The following is a 20,950-nucleotide window of genomic DNA, read 5'->3' as shown; positions in this document are numbered from 1 at the left end:
CGGGTGGAGACTATTCGGTCGTCTCGATCTTCGCGTCCTTGCGCAGCTCCGCCATGTACTCGCTCAGCCGCTGATTGTTCAGCCGGTTGACGATCTGCTCACGTACCTCTTCCAGTGCCGGTGCCTGGGCCTTGCGGGTGTCCTCCAGCTTGATGACGTGCCAGCCGAACTGTGTCTTCACCGGCGCGCTGGAGTGCTCGCCCTTGTCCATCTGCTGAACGGCCTCGGAGAATTCCTTCACCATGCGGTCGGGCGAGAACCAGCCCAGGTCGCCGCCGCGGGGGCCGGTGGGGCCGGTGGATTCGGCCTTGGCCAGTTCGGCGAAGTCGGCGCCGTCGTCGAGTCTGCTGATCAGTTCCCGGGCCTGCGCCTCGCTGTCGACCAGGATGTGACGGGCATGGTACTCATTGCCGGTCTGGCTGGCGGCCAGTTCCTCGTAGGCGGCCTGGATGTCGTCCTCGGTGACGGGGTGACGCTGCAGGTACTGGCGGGCGGCCATGTTCACCATCAGGTTCTGACGGTAGAACTCGAGTTGCTGCTGCAACTCGGGATGCTGGTCCAGCCCCTGCCTGTGCGCGTCCTGGATCATCAGTTCGATGTCGATGACTTCCTTCAGCAGGTTGTCGGGATCGGGCTCGCGGCCGCCGAGCTGGCGTTGTTTCTGTGCCCGGTAGAAGTCGAGCATGGCCTGGCTGACGGGTTCGCCGTTGACGCGGGCGACCACGTCCTCATCGGCGGCCAGCGCCGGGGTCAGGGGCAGGCTGGCGGCGAGCAGCAGGGAGGCGAGGCGGTTTTTCATCATGGCTGTCCTTTTATAGTTCTTCCGGGGTCTTGGCCTCGATGCTGAGGGCGTGGATCTCGCTGTGCATGGCATCCCCCAGGGCATCGTAGACCATGCGGTGGCGTTCCAGCAGGTTCCTGCCGGCGAAGGCCGGGCTGACGATACGGACGTTGAAATGTCCGCCGCCGCCCTTGGCGCCCTCATGCCCGGCATGCCTGGCCGAATCGTCCTGGATCTCGAGATCCTCGGGCTGCAGCGCCGCGGTCAGGCGCTCACGGATCATGGCGACACGTTCTGCTGTCATCTGGGAAACACCTTCTTGAACGGTTTGACGGACACCTGGGCGTAGACCCCGCCGGTCTGGTAGGGGTCGGCCTGGGCCCAGGCCTCGGCCGCTTCCTGGGAGTCGAACTCAGCCACCACCAGGCTGCCGGTGAAGCCGGCCGGGCCGGGCTCCTCGGTATCGGCCGCCGGACAGGGACCGGCCAGCACCAGGCGGCCCTCGGTCTGCAGCTGTTCCAGGCGTTCAAGATGCGCCGGGCGGTTGGCCTTGCGCAGCTCCAGGCTGTTCTCCACATCCTGGCTGATGATGGCGTAGAGCATCAGGATTCCTCCTCGGCCTTGTCCTCACGCGAGGCGGCATAGCGGGCGATGACGATGCCCTGGCCCAGGATGAACACCAGCGACAGGGACATCAGCCCGAACAGCTTGAAGTTCACCCAGGTGTCCTCGGCGAAGTTGTAGGCCACATACAGATTGAGCACCCCCATCACCACGAAGAAGACCACCCATGACAGGTTGAGTCCGCGCCAGACGCGTGCCGGGGCGGTAATGGCGTGGCCCATCATGCGCTCGGTGACGGAGCGGCCGCCGATATACTGACTGCCGAGAAACACCAGGGCAAATAACCAGTAGGCGATGGTGGGTTTCCACATGATGAAGGTCGGATCCTGCAGCGCCAGGGTCGCGCCGCCGAACACGGAGATGATGATCAGGGTGATCAGGTGCATCTTCTCCACCCGGCGGTGTCTGAGCCAGAAGCCGGCCACCATGATCAGGGTGACGGCAATGGCCACGGCCGTCGCCACATAGATGCCATAGAGCTTGTAGGCGACAAAGAACAGCAGGATCGGGAGAAAATCGAATATGAATTTCATGTTGTCCGAGCGGCCGTGCCGGCCAGCGGGGTGGTTGCCGGGGCTGTCATGGTAACCGATTTGCGTGAACAGACGATAGCCTGCCCGGCAACCCCGGACGGCGTGGATTGCGAATGGCCACGAAACCCGCGAAATCCACCAACGGTTCATTGCTTCGCCGCGGTGCTGCGCGCCCGGCGCCGAATAAAATTTTCGTGGGCTTGGTGGGTTTCGTGGCCATCTCGAAGCGGCATGCGCCGGAGGATTCAGGTAAAATGCCCGGATGTTCACGCACTACGACCTGCACACCCACTCGCGCCAGTCCGACGGCACGCTCACACCGACCGCGCTGGTCGAGCGCGCCGCCGCCGCCGGGGTCGAGGTACTGGCCCTGACCGACCACGACACCCTGAGCGGCATCGACGAGGCGCGGTCGGCGGCCCGGGCGGCCGGTATCCGGCTGATCCCGGGCGTGGAGATCTCGGTGACCTGGAACCGCCAGACCATCCATGTGGTGGCGCTGAACGTCGATCCCGCGGCGCCGGAGTTGCGCGCGGGACTGGAACGGCTGCAGGAATTCCGCGTCTGGCGGGCCGAGGAGATCGGCCGCCAGTTGGCGAAGGCCGGCATCGAGGGCGCCACTGAGGGCGCCCGCCGGCATGCGCAGGGGGTGCTGATCAGCCGCACCCACTTCGCCCGCTATCTGGTCGAGATCGGCCGGGCGAAGGACCTGCGTGCCGTATTCAAAAAGTTTCTGATCAGGAACAAGCCGGGGCATGTCTCCGGCCAGTGGGCCGGACTGGAGGAGGCCGTGGGCTGGATTCGTGCGGCCGGCGGCCAGGCCGTGATCGCCCATCCGGCGCGCTACCGCCTCACCGGCAGCAAGCTGCGGCGTCTGATCGCTGAGTTCCGCGACTGCGGCGGTGAGGGCCTGGAAGTCGTCTCGGGCAGCCATTCGCAGCAGGATATGCACAATATGGCCAGTCTGGCCCGCCAGTGCGGACTGCTGGCCTCACGCGGTTCCGACTATCACGGTCCCGAAAACGCCTGGATAGAACTGGGCCGGCTGCCGGCGTTGCCGGCGGACCTGACCCCGGTCTGGCAGGCCTGGCCCCAGCACGCCGCCTGATCCCCGGCAGCCGATCCCATGAGCCAGTTCTTCGACATCCATCCCGACAATCCCCAGCCGCGCCTGGTGCGCCGCGCGGTGGAACTGCTGCGCGCCGGCGAGGTGATTGCCTATCCCACCGATTCGAGCTATGCCCTGGGCTGCCTGGTGGGTGACAAGGCGGCAATGGAACGCATCCGCCGCATCCGCCGTCTGGAAGACAAGCATAATTTCACCCTGGTCTGCCGCGACCTGTCCGAGATCGCCGCCTATGCCAAGGTGGACAACACCGCCTTCCGGCTGCTCAAGACCTATACGCCCGGACCCTACACCTTCATCTTCAAGGCCACCCACGAGGTGCCGCGGCGGCTGCAGCACCCCAAGCGCAAGACCATCGGCATCCGCGTGCCCGACCATCGGGTCACCCAGGCGCTGCTCGATGAACTGGGAGAACCCCTGATGAGCTCCACCCTCATCCTGCCGGGCGAAAGCCTGCCGCTGAACGATCCCGAGGAGATCCGCGAGCGGCTGGAGCACGAACTGGGTGCGGTGATCGCCGCCGGGGCCTGCAGCCCGGAACCGACCACGGTGGTGGACATGACCGCTGAGGTGCCCGAGGTGCTGCGTCAGGGCCAGGGCGAGATCGAGGCGCTGGCATGATCTCGCAGTTGAGTCTGATCCAGCAGCTGGCGGTGTGGGTGGTGCCGGTGCTGCTCGCCATCACGGTGCATGAGGTCTCGCACGGCTATGTGGCCCGCGCCTACGGCGACACCACCGCCTACATGCTGGGGCGGCTGACCCTGAACCCGGTCAAGCACATCGATCCCATCGGCACCGTGCTGGTGCCGGCGATCATGCTGCTGCTGCCCGGCAGCTTCGTCTTCGGCTGGGCCAAGCCGGTGCCGGTCAGCTTCAACAACCTGCGTAATCCCATGCGCGACATGGCCGTGGTGGCCGCCGCCGGGCCGCTGTCGAACCTGACCATGGCCTTTCTCTGGGCGCTGCTGGCGCGGCTCAGCATGGGACTGCTCAAGCAGGGCCACCTGTTCTTCGAACCGCTGCTGCTGATGGCCATTGCCGGCATCTACATCAACATCATCCTGATGGTGCTCAACCTGCTGCCGCTGCCGCCCCTGGACGGCGGCCGGGTGCTGGCGGGGCTGCTGCCCGGCCGGATGGCCATGAAGTTCAGCCGCATCGAGCCCTACGGCTTCATGATCCTGATCGCGCTGCTGGTGACCGGGCTGCTGGGCTGGATCCTGTTTCCGCTGATCAGCCTGGTGCTGTTCGTGGTGCTGCCGGTGTCGGGTTTCGCTCCGCAGGGCTTCTGGCAGATAATACAAATACTCATTCAGTAGGAGGAATGGCACTTGCTGCTACCTCGTCATCCCCGCGAAGGCGGGGATTCAGGGATTGTCCGCCCTGCCTGGCTCTGGATTCCCGCCTTCGCGGGAATGACGTACAGGCTGAAATCCGGCTCATGCGAGTGCCATTCATTCAGTAGGAGGACGTCTTGAATACACCCGTCGTGCAAAACGGCCGCGTGCTCTCCGGCATGCGGCCGACCGGCCAGCTGCATCTGGGGCACTATCACGGGGTGCTGAAGAACTGGATCAAGCTGCAGCACGAGTACGACTGCTTCTTCTTCGTCGCCGACTGGCACGCCCTGACCACCCACTACGACGAGCCGCAGACCATCTCGGCCAGCGTCTGGGACATGGTCATCGACTGGCTGGCCGCCGGCGTCAACCCGGGGGCGGCCAAGCTGTTCATCCAGTCGCGTATTCCCGAACACGCCGAACTGCACCTGCTGTTGTCCATGATCACGCCGCTGGGTTGGCTGGAACGGGTGCCGACCTACAAGGACCAGCAGGAAAAGCTGCAGGAGAAGGATCTGTCCACCTACGGTTTCCTCGGCTACCCGCTGCTGCAGAGCGCCGACATCCTGGTCTACAAGGCCACCGGCGTGCCGGTGGGCGAGGACCAGGTCGCGCACGTCGAACTCACCCGCGAGGTGGCGCGCCGCTTCAACCATCTCTACGGCCGCGAGCCGGGGTTCGAGGACAAGGCCGAGGCCGCCGTCAAGAAGATGGGGAAGAAGAACGCCAAACTCTACAACGAGCATCGCCGGCGCTATCAGGAGCAGGGCGATGCCGAGGCCCTGGCCGTGGCGCGCGCCCTGCTGGAGGAGCAGCAGAACCTGTCGCTGGGCGACCGCGAGCGCCTGTTCGGCTACCTGGAGGGCGGCGGGCGCATCATCCTGCCCGAGCCGCAGGCCCTGCTCACCCCGGCCGCGAAGATGCCCGGCCTGGACGGCCAGAAGATGTCCAAGTCCTACAACAACACCATCGGCCTACGCGAGGACCCGGAGTCGATCACCCGCAAGCTGCGCACCATGCCCACCGACCCGGCCCGGGTGCGGCGCACCGATCCGGGCGATCCGGAGAAGTGTCCGGTCTGGCAGCTGCACCAGGTGTACTCGGACGAGACTACCCGCGACTGGGTGAATCAGGGTTGCCGCAGCGCCGGCATCGGCTGCCTGGAGTGCAAACAGCCGGTGATCGACAAGGTGCTGGAGGAATTGGAGCCGGTGCGCGAGCGGGCCGAGGAGTACGCCGCCAACCCCAACCTGGTGCGCAACATCATCGAGGAGGGCTGCGACGAGGCGCGTGCCGTGGCACGTGAGACTCTACAGGAAGTTCGCTCCGTAATTGGCTTGAATTATAAATAAAAAGCCTCTGTCATTGCGAGCGAAGCACTTCAATCTCATGAAGTTGCAGGTAACGTTGGGAGATTGCCACGGCGCTGCCCCATTGAAACCCTCCGGGCTTCATTATGGGTACCCCACCCTTCGGGTCGGGGCATCGCAATGACGGGCGGCACGGCCGCCCGTCACATCCCGGGCCGGAATTACGGTAGAATCCCGAACCATTGCAACCACCCGCCGAGCCGCCGCGCATGACCGACACTGATATCCCGCCCGAGACCGCGCCCGAGCCGCCCCGCCAGGTGGAAATGCCCTTCGCCATCGTCCATGGCGAGGCGGTGCTGGAGCTGCCGCAGGATCTGTATATCCCGCCCGATGCCCTGGAGGTGATCCTGGAGGCCTTCGAGGGCCCGCTCGATCTGCTGCTGTATCTGATCAAACGCCAGAACCTGGATGTGCTGGACATCCCGGTGGCCGAGATCACCCGCCAGTACATGGACTACATCGGGCTGATGCAGGAACTGCGGCTGGAGGTGGCGGCCGAGTACCTGGTCATGGCCGCCATGCTGGCCGAGATCAAGTCGCGCATGCTGCTGCCGCGGCCGGTGGAGGCGGACTCCGACGAGGAGGACCCGCGGGCCGAACTGGTGCGCCGGCTGCAGGAATACGAGCGCTACAAGAAGGCCGCCGAGGATATCGACGAACTGCCGCGGCTGCAGCGCGACGTCTTCCCCGCCGAGGCGGCCGCCCCCGAGCGCCAGCAGGTCAAGCAGCAGCCCGATCTCGACCTGCGCGAACTGCTGCTGGCGTTCAAGGACGTGATGTCGCGTGCGGACATGTTCTCGCACCATCATGTGCAGATGGAGGCGCTGTCGGTGCGCGAGCGCATGTCGGCGGTACTGAGCAGCGTGAGCGGGGACAAGTTCTCGGAGTTCACCCACCTGTTCAAGGTGGAGGAGGGGCGGATGGGCGTGGTGGTGACCTTCCTCGCCATCCTGGAACTGCTCAAGGAGTCCCTGATCGAGATGATCCAGGCCGAGCCCTACGCCCCGATCTACGTCAAGGCCGCCGGCGGCGAGGCCCCGGCCGAGGTCCCCGAACCCACCGCGGATGCGGGTGCCTGAACCGTGACTCTGGGAGCTTCTCTTCTCGTCATCCCCGCGAAGGCGGGGATGACGAGAAGGAGATAATCAGCCCAGGTAGGTTGGGTTAGGTGCGCAGCACCGTGACCCGACATGTCGCGGGCTGTCGGGTTACGCTGCGCTAACCCGACCTACAGCTGGCTGAACTGTGGTGACGTCAACGCAGAGGGGTTTGAAAATATCAATCACTGCGCCTTCGCGCCTCTGCGCACTCCGTGTTGTTGCCGCAACGGGTCAGGAAGCACTAACACACATCGATGACGAAGCATTCAACATGAGCGATCTGTCACTGAAGCACATTCTCGAAGCGGCCCTGCTGGCCGCGGGCCGGCCGCTGACGCTGGAGCAGATGCAGAATCTGTTCAGCGAGGTCGAGCGCCCGGACAAGACCGAACTGCGCGATGCCCTCAAGGAACTGGACGCGGATTACAGCGGCCGCGGGCTGGAACTGAGGGAGGTCGCCAGCGGCTTCCGCATCCAGGTGCGCCAGCAGCTCGAGCCCTGGATCTCGCGGCTGTGGGAGGAGCGCGCGCCCAAGTATTCGCGCGCCCTGCTGGAGACCCTGGCCCTGGTGGCCTATCGCCAGCCCATCACCCGCGGCGAGATCGAGGACGTGCGCGGTGTCAGCGTGAGCACCACCATCATGAAGACCCTGCAGGAGCGCGAATGGGTGCGGGTGGTGGGGCATCGCGACGTGCCGGGCCGGCCGGCCATGTACGGCACCACCCGGGAATTCCTGGACTATTTCAATCTCAAGTCGCTGGACGAACTGCCCACCCTGGCCGAGTTGCGCGACATCGACAGCATCAATGCCGAACTGAATTTCAGCGATGCCGGGACGGTGCCGGACGAGCTGGGGGATCCATCCGCCATCGATGTCACGGCCACGCCTGACGATACCGACATTCAGGCCAGCGCCGCGGTGGCGTGGGAGGAGGATGAAGCGCAGGCCGCTGCCGATGATACGGCCCCGCGCGACCCGGCCGAGCAGGCATCGGCCGAACCACCGTCCGAGATGCTGCATTAAGCCGACTGCCTCCCCCGTGATGGGGGAGGATTGAGGCGGGGGTGAGCACGGCGGGGCCGCCAGACTTCACCCTCGCCTGGCCCCTTCCATCAAGGGAGGGGAAACTCATAAACCTGACCCCTGATTCCATGCCCGAACGCCTGCAGAAAGTCCTCGCCCGCCAGGGCCTCGGCTCGCGCCGCCAGATTGAGGAGTGGATCCGCGCCGGGCGTCTGAGCGTGAACGGCCGGATTGCCACCCTGGGCGTGACCGTCTCCGAAGCCGACCAGGTGCTGCTCGATGGCAGGCCCGTCATGGTGTCCGAACAGCGCCCCTTTCCGCGCGTGATCGCCTATCACAAGCCCGAGGGCGAGATCACCAGCCGCAGGGATCCCGAAGGCCGGCCGAGCGTATTCGACCGGCTGCCGCCGCTGACGCAGGGCCGCTGGGTCGCCGTCGGCCGGCTGGATATCAATACCTCCGGGCTGCTGCTGCTGACCGACGACGGCGAACTCGCCAACCGGTTGATGCATCCCTCGCGCCAGATCGAGCGGGAGTATGCCGTGCGGGTGTTCGGCCAGGTCGATGGCCTGGTGATCGACAACCTGCTCGGCGGCGTGCAGCTGGAAGAGGGCATGGCGCGGTTCGAAGCCATCACCGAGGCCGGCGGCCGCGGCGCCAACCAGTGGTATCACGTGGTACTGAAGGAGGGGCGCAACCGCGAGGTGCGGCGGCTGTGGGAGTCGCAGGGACTGCAGGTCAGCCGCCTGATCCGGGTGCGTTATGGGCCGGTCGCGATGCCGCCCGGTCTCAGGGAGGGCCGCTGGGAGAACCTGCCCGCCGCCGCGGTCAATCAGCTGCTGAACCTGGTCGGGCTGCACAAGCAGGACTATGCCCCGCGCGTCCGTACGGCCCCGGCGGCACCCAAACGCAAGCCCGCGGCCCGCAGCGGTCCGCCGCGCCGTTCCGGACCGCGCCGCCGCTGAATCCATGTCGCTGCGGCTGTCGAAACGCGTCCTGCTGCGGACCTTCGATCACCTCTATGCCCAGCACGGTCCCCAGCACTGGTGGCCGGGCGAGACGCCGTTCGAAGTCATGGTCGGCGCCATCCTCACCCAGAACACCGCCTGGACCAATGTCGAGCGCGCCATCGCCAATCTCCGGCAGGCGGACTGCCTGACACCGGAGTGTCTCCTCGCAACAGACTTCGACCAGGTCGCCGACTGGCTGCGTCCCTCCGGCTATTTCAACATCAAGACCCGGCGGCTGCGCGAGTTCTGTGTCTGGTACCTGGACCAGGGCGGTTATGCGCGCCTGCGCCGGCGTCGTACCCACACCCTGCGCACGGCCCTGCTGGGGGTGCGCGGCATCGGTCCGGAGACGGCCGACGATATCCTGCTGTATGCCTTCAACCGGCCGGTGTTCGTGATCGACGCCTACACCCGGCGGTTGTTAACGCGTCTGGGACTGATTGCAGGCGACGAACCCTACGACAGCCTGCGCCTGGCGGTGGAGGCGGCGCTGCCCGGGGATGTGCGGCTGTTCAACGAATATCACGCCCTGATCGTCAACCATGCCAAGGACTACTGCCGGCCGAAGCCGCGGTGTGAGGCCTGCCGGCTGCGGCGGGGATGTGGGGGCGTGCCAGAGGTATCGCGTAGGATGGGTGGAGCGCAGCGCAACCCATCACGGCGCGGTAAATGATGGGTTGCGGCGCAAGCGCCTCCACCCATCCTACGCGATGGAATCAGGGGAGCTGCGGTTGGCGCAGACCACCCGGTTGCGGCCCTTTTCCTTGGCCTGAAGCAGGGCGCGGTCGGCGCGGTCGAACAGGCTGTCGGCGGAATCCTCGGCCAGCAGAGAGGCCACACCGGCGCTGACGGTGAAGCGGATCCGGGCCTTGTCGCATTCGATGCTCAGGTTCTCGATGCTGGAGCGGATGCGCTCGGCCAGCATGCAGGCGCCCCTGGCCTCGGTGTTGCGCAGCAGCATGACGAATTCCTCGCCGCCGTAACGGTACAGGTTGTCGCTGTCGCGGGCGCAGTCGAGTGCGGCCTGCACCGCGGCCTTGATGGCGCAGTCGCCGCGCTGGTGCCCGTGGGTATCGTTGATGCGCTTGAAGTTGTCCAGATCGAAGACGATCAGGGCCAGTTCCGAACCATGGCGCCGGGACAGGGCGATTTCGCTGGCCAGATTCTCCTCCAGCGCGGCGCGGTTGCGGATGCCGGTCAGCGGATCCTTGTGCGCCTGGGCCAGGGCGGCGTGATAGAGCAGGGCATTGCGCAGCGGGTAGAGCAGGCAGCAGAGATAGTTTTCCAGCCGGGCGATCTCTTCGCCGGTGAAGGCGTGCCGGCGATAGACCACCAGTTCGCCCAGGCCGGCGCCGCTCAATGCCAGGTTATAGCTGCAGCTGTGCCGTGCGCGGCGCCCGTGCCGGCAGTCGCAGGGCGGCTCCGGGTTGACGTAGCTCAGGCCGTCCAGGGGCAGGCGCTCGGCCAGTTCGGTATAGAACAACTCGAGCAGCAGCGGCAGACTCAGGGTGGTCTGCAATACCCGGGTCAGCCGGGCGTGGTCATCCGAGATACTGTCCAGTTCGGTACGGTCGAACGCATGCACGGGTGCTGCGGCCATGGGGATGATTCCTTTGCTGTTGCTTTCGGACTTGAGCGTAATCATTTGATTTCAACTGCCATGTCCCTGAGGCAGGAAAATACTATGCGAATCCTGTGCCACTCCGGCACATACGGGCAAAACCTACTGATAACAATAACATGAAAACGGAGTTGCCGGAGAGGTCAATAGCGTGGCGATATCTTGACGCTACTTTTTCAATCCCGGAGCGAGTTCCCTGGAGCGGTTTGCCAGTAAAGCGTCGAAAAGTTGACGATACTGCCAATAATGATGATAACTTGATGAATTGTTGTGTTGTTTTTCAAACACCCGATATATCCATGAGCATAATATGGGATATGGGCGGCCACGACAGGGGCGTGCGGCCGGCGTGCGTGGCGGCCGCGGCATCGGATTGCCGCAGGTCGGCATCTTGACGCCGGCACCGGCAGGGAATTTGTATCCCCCGTCCGGTGTCCTATTCATGAATCAACCCGGTTTCCGGAAGGGAGGAAGACGATGTCACTGCAACCACTTCGTACTCTGGCCGCACTGCTGCTGGGCTGGCCGGCCATGCTGCTGGCCGCCGGAGAAGGACGGCTGGAGGAGGGAATGGTCAACCCGGGATACCATGAGCACCCGGCCTGGTTCAAGCAGTCCTTCCTCGATCTCCCGGAGGACGTCCAGGAGGCGGCCGCGGCGGACAAGCGCCTGCTCCTGTACTTCTATCAGGACGGCTGTCCCTACTGCAAGAAACTGCTCGAGACCAATTTCTCGCTCAAGGACATCGTCGACAAGACCCGCGAGAACTTCGATGTGCTGGCGCTGAACATGTGGGGCGATCGCGAGGTGACCTCGCTCGAGGGCGAGGCGACGACCGAGAAGCGGCTGGCGGAGAAACTGGAGGTGATGTACACCCCGACCCTGATCTTTCTCGACGAACAGGGCAACCGGGTGCTGCGGCTGAACGGCTATTATCCGCCGCACCAGTTCCAGGTCGCGCTCGACTATGTGGCCGGCGGACACGAGCGGGAGATGAGCATCCAGGAATTTGCCGCGCGCCAGGCCCCGGCGGCGGCCAGCGGCAGGCTGCACACGAGTCCGGATTATCTGCAGCCGCCCTATGACCTGTCCGGCCATGGCCTGGACAAGCCGCTGCTGGTGCTGTTCGAGCAGAAGGAGTGCCCGGCCTGCGACGAACTGCACACCGACATCCTGGAGCGCGAGACCAGCCGGGAACTGATCGACCGGTTCGACGTGGTGCTGCTGGACATGCAGGCCGACACACCGGTGATCACGCCTGCCGGCAGGCAGACCACTGCCCGCAAGTGGTCGCGCGAACTCGGCGTCAAGTACGCCCCCAGCCTGGTGTTCTTCGACGGCGGCGAAGAGGTGTTCCGGGCCGAGGCCTATCTGCGCGCCTTTCATATCCAGTCCGTGATGGACTATGTCGCCAGCCGCGCCTACCAGGATCAGCCCAACCTGCAGCGTTTCATCCAGAGCCGCGCCGACCGGCTGGAGGCGCAGGGCGTGCATGTGGATCTGATGGATTAGAGATCAAGAGCGCCACGGAATACACGGAAAACACGGACATATTGATTACCTTTGCCGTGCCGCCTTGCGGCCCGGCATGACAGGAAAGCCTTACTCTTTATCGTCATCCCGGCGTATGCCGGGATCCAGCTACCGCTGTGGATTGTGGATTCCGGCATACGCCGGAATGACGGCAGAAAACGAAACATCGCCAGACATTACATTGTCCGTGCTTTCCGTGTATTCCGTGGCGCTCTTGAACGTGCTCCTGATCTTCAGCCGATCAACCGACCCTCCGGGGTGCGGGTGAACTGCCGTCCGGTATGGGCCTGGCCGTCGGGTCCCAGCAGGTAGAGGAAGCCATCGATCACGTCCGCCGGCAGCGGCAGCGGGTTGGGGTCCTCGCCGGGATAGGCCTGGGTGCGCAGCCGGGTGCGCACGGCGCCCGGATCCAGGCTGTTGACGCGGATGCCGGTATTGGTCTCCAGTTCCGCGGCCAGGGTCTGCATCAGCGCCTCCAGGCCGGCCTTGGAAGCGGCATAGGCGCCCCAGTAGGCGCGCGCACGCCGTCCCACCTCATCGGCGACGAACAGCATGCGGGCCTCGCCGGCGGCATTGAGCAGACCCAGGCAGGCCTGGCTGAGCAGGAAGGGCGCATGCAGGTTGGTCTGCATCACCTGGTACCAGCGTTCCCCGGGGTAATGGGTGATCGGCGTCAGGGACCCCAGCATGGCGGCGTTGTGCACCAGTGCGTCCAGGCGGCCGAACTGCTCGGCCAGGGCATCGGCCAGGGTGATGTAGTCCTCGGGCTGAGCGCCGGCCAGGTCCATGGGATGGATGACCGGCTCGGGCGCACCGGCAGCGACGATCTCGTCATAGACGGATTCCAGCTTGCGCACCGTGCGGCCCAGCAGGATGACGGTCGCGCCATGGCCGGCGCACTGCCGCGCCAGTTCCCGGCCGATGCCGTCGCCCGCGCCGGTGATCAGCATCACGCGATCGGCGAACAGATCGGGCGCGGGCTGCCAGTCATGCAATGCCAGGTTGAATTCGGATTCGACTGTCACTGTTCAAACTCCTCGAGTATCTGTTCGGCGCACCGGCGTCCGCTCAGCACGGCCCCCTCCAGGGTGGCGGGCAGGCCGGTGGCGGTGTAGTCCCCGGCCAGCCACAGTCCGGGCACGGCGCTGCGCTGGTCCGGGCGCAGCTGATCCACCTCCACCCCGGCATGGAAGGTGGCGCGTTTTTCCCGGATCACCCGTGTCGCCCGCGGCGCCGGCCAGTTTGGATACAGGGCGGCCAGTTCCCCGGCGATACGCTCGCTGAGCGCGACATTGTCCAGTTGCAGGTGCTCGCCCGGACCGCTGATGACCACGGCCATGAGACCGGGCTGTCCGCACAGCGCGCGATCGAATACCCACTGACCGGTGCCGTCCATCAGCCCCAGCATGGGCGTCTCCAGGCCGACCTCGGGGGGATACTGCAGATAGACCGTGCAGATGGGCGACTGGCGCAGCCGGGCCAGCCGCTGCGTGGTCGGCGCGAAGACCGGATGCGGGGCGAGCAGCCGTCGGGTCATGACCGGACTGGTGGCCAGGACGACCTGGTCGCTGGCCAGTTTACCCTCGCGCCATTCGACCACAAAGCGGTTGGCCTCGATGTCGATGTGGTGCACCCGTTTGCTCAGGATCACCTTGCCCTGGTTGGCCTCGATGTACTGAAAGGCCGGCGCCGGAATGGCGGTGCCCAGATCGGTGCGCGGAAACAGCAGTTCACTGTCCTCGGCCCGGTCGGTGAAGGCGTGATCCAATACGGTATGAAACAGCCGCGCCGAGGCCTCCTTGACCCGGGTGTTCAGACTGGCCAGGCACAGCGGATCCCACAGCAGCCGAATCAGGCGCGGACTCTGTCTTTCACTGATGAGAAAGGCCTGGGCGCTGATGTCCCGGTCGAGTTCGATATGCCCGCGCTGGACCCGGTACAGAAAGCGGCTGAGGCGGAACCGTTCCAGCCAGCTCAGGCCGCGGGCACCGAACAGGGCCGCGAGCAGGTGCAGCGGGGCGGGCAGGTCGCGGGCCTCCAGGCGGAAGCCGGGACCCTCCGGAGAGCGGAAGCGCAGACCGAGCGGGTGACGCTGGAACAGCGCCTCCTCGCGCAGCCCGAGTACCTGCAGCAGGTCCAGCAGGTTGTGGTAGGCCCCGATCATCAGGTGCTGGCCGTTGTCGACCCGCTGGTCGCCGAAGGGCACGCAGCGGGCACGGCCGCCGAGTTGACGGGCGGCCTCGATCAGGGTGACCGGAACCCCGGACCGGGCCAGGTAGACGGCGGCGCTGAGTCCGGCCCAGCCGCCGCCGATCACGCTGACGCTGCAGCGCTTGCCCGCGACGCCGTTCATGTCAGCGCCAGGCCCTGGCGCCGGGCCCGGCGGCGTTCGCGCCGTACCCGGGTCCAGGCGATCCACAGCTTGCGCAGCGGGGTGAGGCTGGTGCGTGCCGTGAGCACGTTGAAGCCGTCGCGTTCGATCTCGTCCAGTGTGGCTTCGTATATGGCCGCCATGGCCAGGCCGCTGCGCTGGGCGTAACGATCCTCGTCCGGCAGCCGGGCATAGGCGCGAGCGTAGTATTCGCGGGCACGCCCGGTCTGGAAGGCCATGAGATCGCGAAAGGCGCCGGTGGCATGAAAGCCGAGGATGTCCTGCGGCGAAACCCCGAAGCGCTCCAGTTCGTCCATGGGCAGGTAGATGCGTCCGCGGGCGGCGTCCTCGCGCACGTCGCGGATGATGTTGGTCAGCTGGAAGGCCGTGCCCAGTTCGGTGGCGTAGTTCAGTGTGGCGCGGTCGCGGTAGCCGAAGATCTCCACCGACAGCAGCCCGACTACCCCGGCCACGCGGTAGCAGTACAGGGCCAGTTCGCTGAAATCGGCGTAGCGATGGTGGTCCAGATCCATTTCCATGCCGTCGATGATTTCGAGAAAGTATTCGCGCGGCAGGTTGTACTGCTCGAACTGCGCCTGCAGGGCGCGGGTGACGGGATGCTGGGGTGTGCCGTTGAAGGCGCGGTCGATCTCCTCGCGCCACCACTGCAGCTTGGTGCGCGCCACACCCGGATCCGAGCATTCGTCGACAACGTCATCGACTTCGCGACAGAAGGCATAGAGGGCGATGATGGCGGCGCGGCGGTCCGGCGGCAGGAAGCGGAAGCTGTAATAGAAGCTGGAGCCGCTGCCTGCCGCCTTGCGTTGGCAATAATCTGCTGGGTCCATGAATGTATGGTTGTGGCCGCTGCGTGCGGCTGTGTGAAAGGAGCCCAAGTATACTACAGGGCCTGCGGCGGCCAAAAAAAACGCCTGTGGGATGGGAGACCAGAGATGGGTTGCGGCGCCTGCGCCTTCACCCAGCCTACCCAGTGGCAATCGGCTGGTAGGATGGGTGGAGCGCAGCGCAACCCATCGCGGGGCGGCTGGATGATGGGTTGCGGCGCAGGCGCCTCCACCCATCCTACTTCTGCGGAACGGGGCCTGTTTTTCTCAACGCATGCCACAACAGCCACAGCCGGTCTCCGGTCGTCAGCCGCGGCCGGGCGAAGGGGGCGCTGTTCTGCAGCCGGTCCAGTACGCGGCTGCCGCCGAGCACGATGGCGCGGATCTCCAGGCCGAAGCGTCCGCGCAGGGCCCGGCCCAGCGGTGCGCCGCTGCGCAGCAGCCTGCGGGCGCGGTTGTACTGGAACTGCAGCAGCCGGCGCAACGCGGTGCTGTCGCGGCCGGCGCGCAGATCGTCCTCGCTTACCTCGAACCGTTCCAGCTCATCCAGGGGCAGATAGATGCGGTCGTTCTCCAGGATGTCCTGGCGCAGGTCCTGGTAGAAGTTGATCAGCTGCAGGGCGCTGCAGATGGCGTCAGACTCGGCCTCGCGGCGCGGATCGACAACCCCGTGCAGGCGCAGCAGCAGCCGCCCGACCGGGTTGGCCGAGCGCCGGCAGTACTGCATCAGTTCGCCGAAATCGTCATAACGTGTCTGAGTGACATCCTGGCGGAAGGCCGAGAGCAGATCCTGGAACAGTTCGACCGGCAGACCGAAGCGCAGGATGCTGTTGCTGCAGGCCAGCAGGATCGGCTCCGGCGCGGGCTGTCCGGCGAGCGTCTCCAGCAGGCCGGTCTCCCAGTCCGCCAGTGCCGCCAGGCGGGCCTCGGGCGGGGCGTCGCCCTCATCGGCCAGGTCGTCGGCGTGGCGGGCGAAGGCGTAGATGGCCGCGACCGGATCGCGCAGTCGCCGTGGCAGCAGCAGGGAGGCGACGGGAAAGTTCTCGTAGTGGCTGCGGGCCAGGGCGCGGCAGTGGCGATAGGCGCGGGCGAGTTCAGGATGGCTCATGCGGGACATCGGGCGGCGTATCGGCGGCCTCGTCGCGGCCCTCCACCTGGCGCGGGGCGCGTTCGATCTGGTCCAGCGGGCCGGCTTCCTTCTTCGCGCTGATGCCCATCTCGGTGAACTTGCGCAGGCCCGGCAGCACCCGGCTGTCGAAGGAGCCCACTGCCTTGTTATAGGCATTCACGCTGCTGTCCAGACTCTTGCCCAGCCGCCCCAGGTGTTCGGCGAAGGTGCCCAGGCGGCTGTAGACCTCCTCGCCGACCTGGCGGATATGCTCGGCGTTCTCGGCCAGCACCGCCTGCCGCCAGCCGTAGCCGACGGCACGCAGCAGGGCCACCAGGCTGGTGGGGGTGGCCAGTACCACCTTGTTGGCCAGGGCGTCCTCCAGCAGCGCGTGGTCGCGGTCGAGCGCGGCACTGAGGAACTGATCGCCGGGGATGAACAGCACCACGAAGTCCGGCGATTTGCTGAACTGCTGCCAGTAGGCCTTGGCGGAAAGCTCGCGCACCCGCTGACGCACGTTGCGGGCATGGCTGTCGAGATGGCGCTCGCGCACCGCGTCGTCGGTGGCCTCGACCGCGCTGAGGTAGGCATCCAGCGGGGTCTTGGCATCGACGATGATCTCGCGGCTGTCGGGCATGCGCACCACCATGTCGGGCCGCAGCCGGCCGGATTCGCCTTCGCTGTGCACCTGCTCAACGAAGTCGCAGTGCTCGACCATGCCGGCCAGTTCGGCCAGGCGCTTGAGCGTCAGTTCGCCCCACTGGCCGCGCACCTCGGGGCGGCGCAGCGCCTGCACCAGGTTTCGGGTCTCGGTCTGCAGCAGGCGGTGGGATTCGGCGATGGTCTGGATGTGGCGATTCAGCGCGCCGAAGGCCTCCTTGCGTTCGTTCTCCATGCGCCGGACCTCGGCCTCGGTCTTGGTCAGGGCCTCGCGGATGGGCTTGACCAGGTTCTCCACTGCCTTCTCGCGCTGGGCCAGATCCTGCTGGGCCTGGGACTGGTAGCGTTGCAGGTTTTCCTGCGCCAGCTTGAGGAACTCGCTGCTGTTGTGCTTGAGCGCCTCGCTGGCCATGGCGCTGAAGGCCTGACCGAGTTGCTCGCGGGTGGTTGCATAGGCGCTGGCGCGTTCCTCGGCGGCGCGGCGTTCCGCGGCCAGCGCGGCGGCCAGTTCCTCCTTTTCCTCACGCAGGGCGGACTCGCGACGGTGCAGGCGCCACCAGGTAATCAGTGTTCCCAGCAGCAGGCCGGCCAGGGCGGTGAGGCTCAACAGCAGAGGATCGTTCATGCGGCCAATGGTACAGGGCCAGGGGGCGGGGGGTAAGGGGTGATGAGGAGTGAGGGGAGACGCGTAGGATGGGTGGAGCGCAGCGCAACCCATCGGATGCTTTTCTGACGGGAACACTTCACTGGCCGAACGGGATGCTGCCCACCGAACGGTTTATCGAACAGACGGCTTGCTGGCTTCGGCGCTCAGAATGAACTCCATGATGTCTCCAGGCGCGTTGATCAGGCCATCGGCCTGCCAGGCGGCCGGATCGTCGGCGGCGGCGAGGTAGCCGAACAGCGCGACCAGGGTGTGCATACCCGCGGCCCGCCCTGCCTGGATGTCGCGCTCGGCATCGCCTACGTATATACACTGCCCGGCCATGCTGCCGGTCTGATGGCAGGCATGCAGCAGCGGGGCCGGATGCGGCTTGTTCGGTTCGACCGTGTCGCCGCTGACCACCACGGCGGCGCGCGCCAGCAGTCCGAGTTGTTCCAGCAGGGGTTCGGTCAGCCAGGCCGGCTTGTTGGTGACCACGCCCCAGCTGCGCTCGCTGGCCTCCAGCCAGTCGAGCAGTTCCGGGATGCCCGGAAAGGGTCGGGTCTCCCGGGTGAGGTTGGCGCGGTAGACCTCGAGCAGGTGCGCACGGCGCTCGTCGTAGCCGGGCTCGCCGGGACCGAGATCGAACCCCAGCCGGAGCAGGGCCACGCCGCCGTGGGAAACCACGGGCCGGATGCGTTCATAGGGCAGCGGCGGCCGGCCGAAGGCCTCGAGCGTGCGGTTGAGCGCGTGGGCCAGGTCCGGCGCCGTGTCGGCCAGGGTGCCGTCGAGGTCGAACAGAACGGTTTTGATCATGGGGCTGGGTTCAGGAGTGGGGGGGCGATATTGACCCAATCATTGCATAAATTGAGGTTGTCATACCCATCATCGTCATCCCCGCGAATGCGGGGATCCAGCAACAGCGGTGGTATCTGGGTCCCCGCCTGCGCGGGGATGACGGCAGCTGGCAGCTTAACAGGCGGTATTCATCCTTTGCGTTGTCTGCGTTGAAGCCGCTGCAGTCGGGCTCAGTCCTGAGTGCCGTCTTCTTTCCGGTAGCAGGCCAGGTAGTTCACATCCACATCCCGGCCCAGGCGGTAGTGACGGGTGAGCGGGTTGTAGCTCATGCCGGTGAGATCCTCGAGCTCCAGTCCGGCCCGGCGGGCCCAGTCGTCGAGCTCGGAGGGGCGGATGAACTTGCGGTAGTCATGGGTGCCCTTCGGCAGCATGCGCAGCAGGTATTCGGCGCCGATGATGGCGAAGACGTAGGCCTTGGGGTTGCGGTTGATGGTGGAGAAGAACACATGCCCGCCGGGTTTGACCAGTTCGGCGCAGGCACGGATCACCGCGGCCGGATCGGGCACGTGCTCCAGCATCTCCAGGCAGGTGACCGCATCGAACTGTCCGGGCTGCTCGTGCGCCACGGCCTCGGCCGTGGTCTGGCGATAGTCCACCTCCAGGCCGGATTCCAGCAGGTGCAGGCGGGCCACCGACAGCGGTGCCTCGCCCATGTCGATGCCGGTGACCGTGGCGCCGGCCCGGGCCATGGCCTCGCTGAGCAGACCGCCGCCGCAGCCGACATCAATCACGTGCCGGCCCTCCAGCGGCGCCCGCTGGCGGATGTAGTCCAGCCGCAGCGGATTGATATCATGCAGCGGCTTGAACTCGCTGTGCGGGTCCCACCAGCGTGCGGCCAGGCTCTCGAACTTGGCGATCTCGGCCGGGTCCAGGTTGTCGGTGTGGGAGGTCATGGAGGGCAGTATAACGCTGTGCAGGTAATAAACGAAGGCGGGTGGCGAGGGTAGGATGGGTGGAGGCGCGCAGCGCCGTAACCCATCGGTTGAACGTGCGGTGAACGATGGGTTGCGCTGCGCTCCACCCATCCTACGGTTCGGCCAGATGCGCCTGCCAGCGAGCGGCATTGTCCAGCAGCTCGTCGCTGTCCAGTCCCGTCAGCACCCGATCCTTGAGCAGGTGGCGACCCGCCACCCAGACGTCGCTGACCTGGTGGCGGCCGGCGGCATAGACCAGCTGCGAGACCGGATGATAGACCGGCTGGCTCTCCAGCGTGGCCAGGTCCACGGCGGTGATGTCGGCCCACTTGCCTGTCTCCAGCGAGCCGGTCTCGGCACCCAGCCCCAGGGCGCGGGCGCCGTTGAGGGTGGCCATGCGCAGGACAGTGTGGGCGGGCAGGGCGGTGGCGTCGTTGCTGACCGCCTTGCCCAGCAGGGCAGCGGTGCGCATCTCGCTGAACAGGTCCAGGTCATTGTTGCTGGCCGCGCCGTCGGTACCCAGGGCGACATTGACGCCGGCCGCCACCAGCCGGGCTGCCGGGCAGAAGCCGCTGGCCAGTTTGAGGTTGGATTCGGGGCAGTGCACCACGTGGCTGCCGGTCTCGGCCAGGCGCGCGATCTCGTCATCGTCGAGTTGCGTCATGTGCACCCCGACCAGGGCGGGGGAGAGCAGCCCCAGCCGGTCCAGTCGCGCCAGCGGCCGCTCGCCGTTCTGCTGCAGGCCCTGCCCGACTTCGTCGGCGGTCTCGTGCACGTGCATGTGCACCGGAATGTCGAGTTCATCGGCCAGGGTCTGGATACGCTGCAGCGGGGCATCGGAGACGCTGTAGGGCGCATGCGGGGCGAAGGCGGTGCGGATCAGTGGATCGTTGCGGTAGCTGTCGTGCAGCGCCAGGCCCTTGGCGAGGTATTCGTCTGCATCACCGGCATAGACGGTGGGGAAGTCGATGGCGATCAGGCCCACACAGGCACGCATTCCCAGGTGGGCGGCGGCGCGGGCCGTGACCTCGGGAAAGAAGTACATGTCATTGAAGCAGGTGATGCCCCCGCGCAGCATCTCGGCCATGGCCAGCAGGCCGCCGTCGTGGACGAACTCTTCATTGACCCAGCGCTGCTCGGCCGGCCAGATGTGCTCGTGCAGCCACTCCATCATCGGCAGGTCGTCGGCCAGCCCGCGCAGCAGGTTCATCGGGGTGTGGGTATGGGCGTTGATCAGGCCCGGGATCAGGGCGTGGTGGTCCAGGTGCAGTTCGGTTTCGGCCCGGTAGTGCTGCGCGGCCCGGGCGCTGGGCAACAGGGCGAGGATGCGGCCGTCATTGACGGCGATGCAGTGGTGCTCGAGCACCTGTTCGTCGGGCTCGACCGGGATCACCCAGCGGCCATGGAGCAGCAGATCGATGTCTTGCATGGGAATTCTTGGTGGTTGTGTGCCCGCGTCAGTGTGCCGACGGGCGGCGGATGGCGC

The 20,950-nt window shown here is 66.1% G+C and carries 22 protein-coding genes; 9 read left to right on the top strand and 13 right to left on the bottom strand.

What is annotated here, in order from left to right; genetic code table 11:
* Window positions 1–10 precede the first annotated feature (10 nt).
* The 4 genes from CFK21_RS10815 to CFK21_RS10800 are packed head-to-tail and all read right to left on the bottom strand — an operon-like array spanning window position 11 to window position 1,938.
* Entirely contained in the window at window positions 11–802 is a 792-nt protein-coding gene (locus CFK21_RS10815; RefSeq protein ID WP_157745614.1) for a peptidylprolyl isomerase, read from the bottom strand.
* A gap of 10 nt (window positions 803–812) precedes the next feature.
* Window positions 813–1,085: a BolA family protein gene (locus tag CFK21_RS10810; RefSeq protein WP_096366663.1), complete on the bottom strand. Its 273-nt coding sequence runs from the start codon at window positions 1,083–1,085 to the stop codon at window positions 813–815.
* Window positions 1,082–1,384 (bottom strand): YciI family protein, encoded by a 303-nt coding sequence (locus CFK21_RS10805; RefSeq protein WP_096366662.1) that lies wholly within the window; start codon window positions 1,382–1,384, stop codon window positions 1,082–1,084. Before CFK21_RS10805 ends, CFK21_RS10810 begins: the two co-directional genes overlap by 4 nt.
* On the bottom strand, window positions 1,384–1,938 hold the full coding sequence (locus CFK21_RS10800) for a septation protein A (RefSeq protein ID WP_096366661.1): 555 nt from the start codon (window positions 1,936–1,938) through the stop codon (window positions 1,384–1,386). Before CFK21_RS10800 ends, CFK21_RS10805 begins: the two co-directional genes overlap by 1 nt.
* A gap of 262 nt (window positions 1,939–2,200) precedes the next feature.
* On the opposite strand from CFK21_RS10800, the gene CFK21_RS10795 reads away from it, so the two are divergent.
* The 8 genes from CFK21_RS10795 (at window position 2,201) to CFK21_RS10760 (ending at window position 9,584) form a co-directional block, all read left to right on the top strand.
* A complete protein-coding gene (locus CFK21_RS10795) occupies window positions 2,201–3,046 on the top strand; it encodes a PHP domain-containing protein (RefSeq protein ID WP_096366660.1) in 846 nt (281 codons plus the stop codon).
* An 18-nt stretch (window positions 3,047–3,064) separates the two neighbouring features.
* Window positions 3,065–3,685, top strand: coding sequence for an L-threonylcarbamoyladenylate synthase (locus tag CFK21_RS10790; protein WP_096366659.1), 621 nt, complete (start codon window positions 3,065–3,067; stop codon window positions 3,683–3,685).
* Window positions 3,682–4,383, top strand: coding sequence for a site-2 protease family protein (locus CFK21_RS10785; protein ID WP_197702947.1), 702 nt, complete (start codon window positions 3,682–3,684; stop codon window positions 4,381–4,383). The genes CFK21_RS10790 and CFK21_RS10785 overlap by 4 nt, the downstream gene beginning before the upstream one ends.
* Window positions 4,384–4,580: 197 nt before the next feature.
* Entirely contained in the window at window positions 4,581–5,756 is a 1,176-nt protein-coding gene (locus CFK21_RS10780) for a tryptophan--tRNA ligase (protein WP_231971604.1), read from the top strand.
* Between the two features lie 227 nt (window positions 5,757–5,983).
* Window positions 5,984–6,856, top strand: a complete 873-nt coding sequence (locus CFK21_RS10775; RefSeq protein WP_096366658.1) for a segregation and condensation protein A — start codon at window positions 5,984–5,986, stop codon at window positions 6,854–6,856.
* A 292-nt stretch (window positions 6,857–7,148) separates the two neighbouring features.
* Entirely contained in the window at window positions 7,149–7,901 is a 753-nt protein-coding gene (scpB, locus tag CFK21_RS10770) for an SMC-Scp complex subunit ScpB (RefSeq protein ID WP_096366657.1), read from the top strand.
* Between the two features lie 128 nt (window positions 7,902–8,029).
* Window positions 8,030–8,866: a 23S rRNA pseudouridine(2605) synthase RluB gene (gene rluB, locus CFK21_RS10765; protein WP_096366656.1), complete on the top strand. Its 837-nt coding sequence runs from the start codon at window positions 8,030–8,032 to the stop codon at window positions 8,864–8,866.
* A gap of 4 nt (window positions 8,867–8,870) precedes the next feature.
* Window positions 8,871–9,584: an endonuclease III domain-containing protein gene (locus tag CFK21_RS10760; protein ID WP_096366655.1), complete on the top strand. Its 714-nt coding sequence runs from the start codon at window positions 8,871–8,873 to the stop codon at window positions 9,582–9,584.
* Window positions 9,585–9,614: 30 nt separating this feature from the next.
* Here CFK21_RS10760 and CFK21_RS10755 read toward each other — a convergent pair whose 3' ends face one another.
* Window positions 9,615–10,511 carry a GGDEF domain-containing protein gene (locus CFK21_RS10755; protein WP_157745613.1) on the bottom strand — a complete coding sequence of 299 codons (897 nt, stop codon included), beginning with the start codon at window positions 10,509–10,511 and terminating at the stop codon, window positions 9,615–9,617.
* A gap of 498 nt (window positions 10,512–11,009) precedes the next feature.
* Here CFK21_RS10755 and CFK21_RS10750 point away from each other — a divergent pair, with 498 nt between their 5' ends.
* On the top strand, window positions 11,010–12,044 hold the full coding sequence (locus CFK21_RS10750) for a thioredoxin family protein (protein ID WP_096366653.1): 1,035 nt from the start codon (window positions 11,010–11,012) through the stop codon (window positions 12,042–12,044).
* Between the two features lie 254 nt (window positions 12,045–12,298).
* Here the strand turns inward: CFK21_RS10750 and CFK21_RS10745 are convergent, their stop codons facing one another.
* From CFK21_RS10745 to CFK21_RS10710, 8 genes are all read right to left on the bottom strand, one after another.
* On the bottom strand, window positions 12,299–13,090 hold the full coding sequence (locus tag CFK21_RS10745) for a YciK family oxidoreductase (RefSeq protein ID WP_255405012.1): 792 nt from the start codon (window positions 13,088–13,090) through the stop codon (window positions 12,299–12,301).
* Entirely contained in the window at window positions 13,087–14,418 is a 1,332-nt protein-coding gene (gene hpnE / locus CFK21_RS10740; RefSeq protein ID WP_096366652.1) for a hydroxysqualene dehydroxylase HpnE, read from the bottom strand. Before hpnE ends, CFK21_RS10745 begins: the two co-directional genes overlap by 4 nt.
* A complete protein-coding gene (hpnD, locus tag CFK21_RS10735; RefSeq protein WP_096366651.1) occupies window positions 14,415–15,284 on the bottom strand; it encodes a presqualene diphosphate synthase HpnD in 870 nt (289 codons plus the stop codon). The genes hpnE and hpnD overlap by 4 nt, the downstream gene beginning before the upstream one ends.
* Before the next feature lie 235 nt (window positions 15,285–15,519).
* Entirely contained in the window at window positions 15,520–16,389 is an 870-nt protein-coding gene (hpnC, locus tag CFK21_RS10730) for a squalene synthase HpnC (protein WP_096367589.1), read from the bottom strand.
* A complete protein-coding gene (locus CFK21_RS10725) occupies window positions 16,376–17,674 on the bottom strand; it encodes a DNA recombination protein RmuC (protein WP_096366650.1) in 1,299 nt (432 codons plus the stop codon). Before CFK21_RS10725 ends, hpnC begins: the two co-directional genes overlap by 14 nt.
* Before the next feature lie 153 nt (window positions 17,675–17,827).
* Window positions 17,828–18,508 carry an HAD family hydrolase gene (locus CFK21_RS10720; protein WP_096366649.1) on the bottom strand — a complete coding sequence of 227 codons (681 nt, stop codon included), beginning with the start codon at window positions 18,506–18,508 and terminating at the stop codon, window positions 17,828–17,830.
* A 212-nt stretch (window positions 18,509–18,720) separates the two neighbouring features.
* Entirely contained in the window at window positions 18,721–19,443 is a 723-nt protein-coding gene (ubiG, locus tag CFK21_RS10715) for a bifunctional 2-polyprenyl-6-hydroxyphenol methylase/3-demethylubiquinol 3-O-methyltransferase UbiG (RefSeq protein WP_096366648.1), read from the bottom strand.
* 133 nt (window positions 19,444–19,576) lie between these two features.
* Window positions 19,577–20,893: a TRZ/ATZ family hydrolase gene (locus CFK21_RS10710; RefSeq protein ID WP_096366647.1), complete on the bottom strand. Its 1,317-nt coding sequence runs from the start codon at window positions 20,891–20,893 to the stop codon at window positions 19,577–19,579.
* Window positions 20,894–20,950: the final 57 nt, after the last annotated feature.

This window comes from Thiohalobacter thiocyanaticus, assembly GCF_002356355.1.
Classification (GTDB): Bacteria; Pseudomonadota; Gammaproteobacteria; order Thiohalobacterales; family Thiohalobacteraceae; genus Thiohalobacter; species Thiohalobacter thiocyanaticus_A.
Note: the sequence above shows the minus strand (reverse complement) of the source record. Positions and strands in the feature narration are given on the sequence as shown.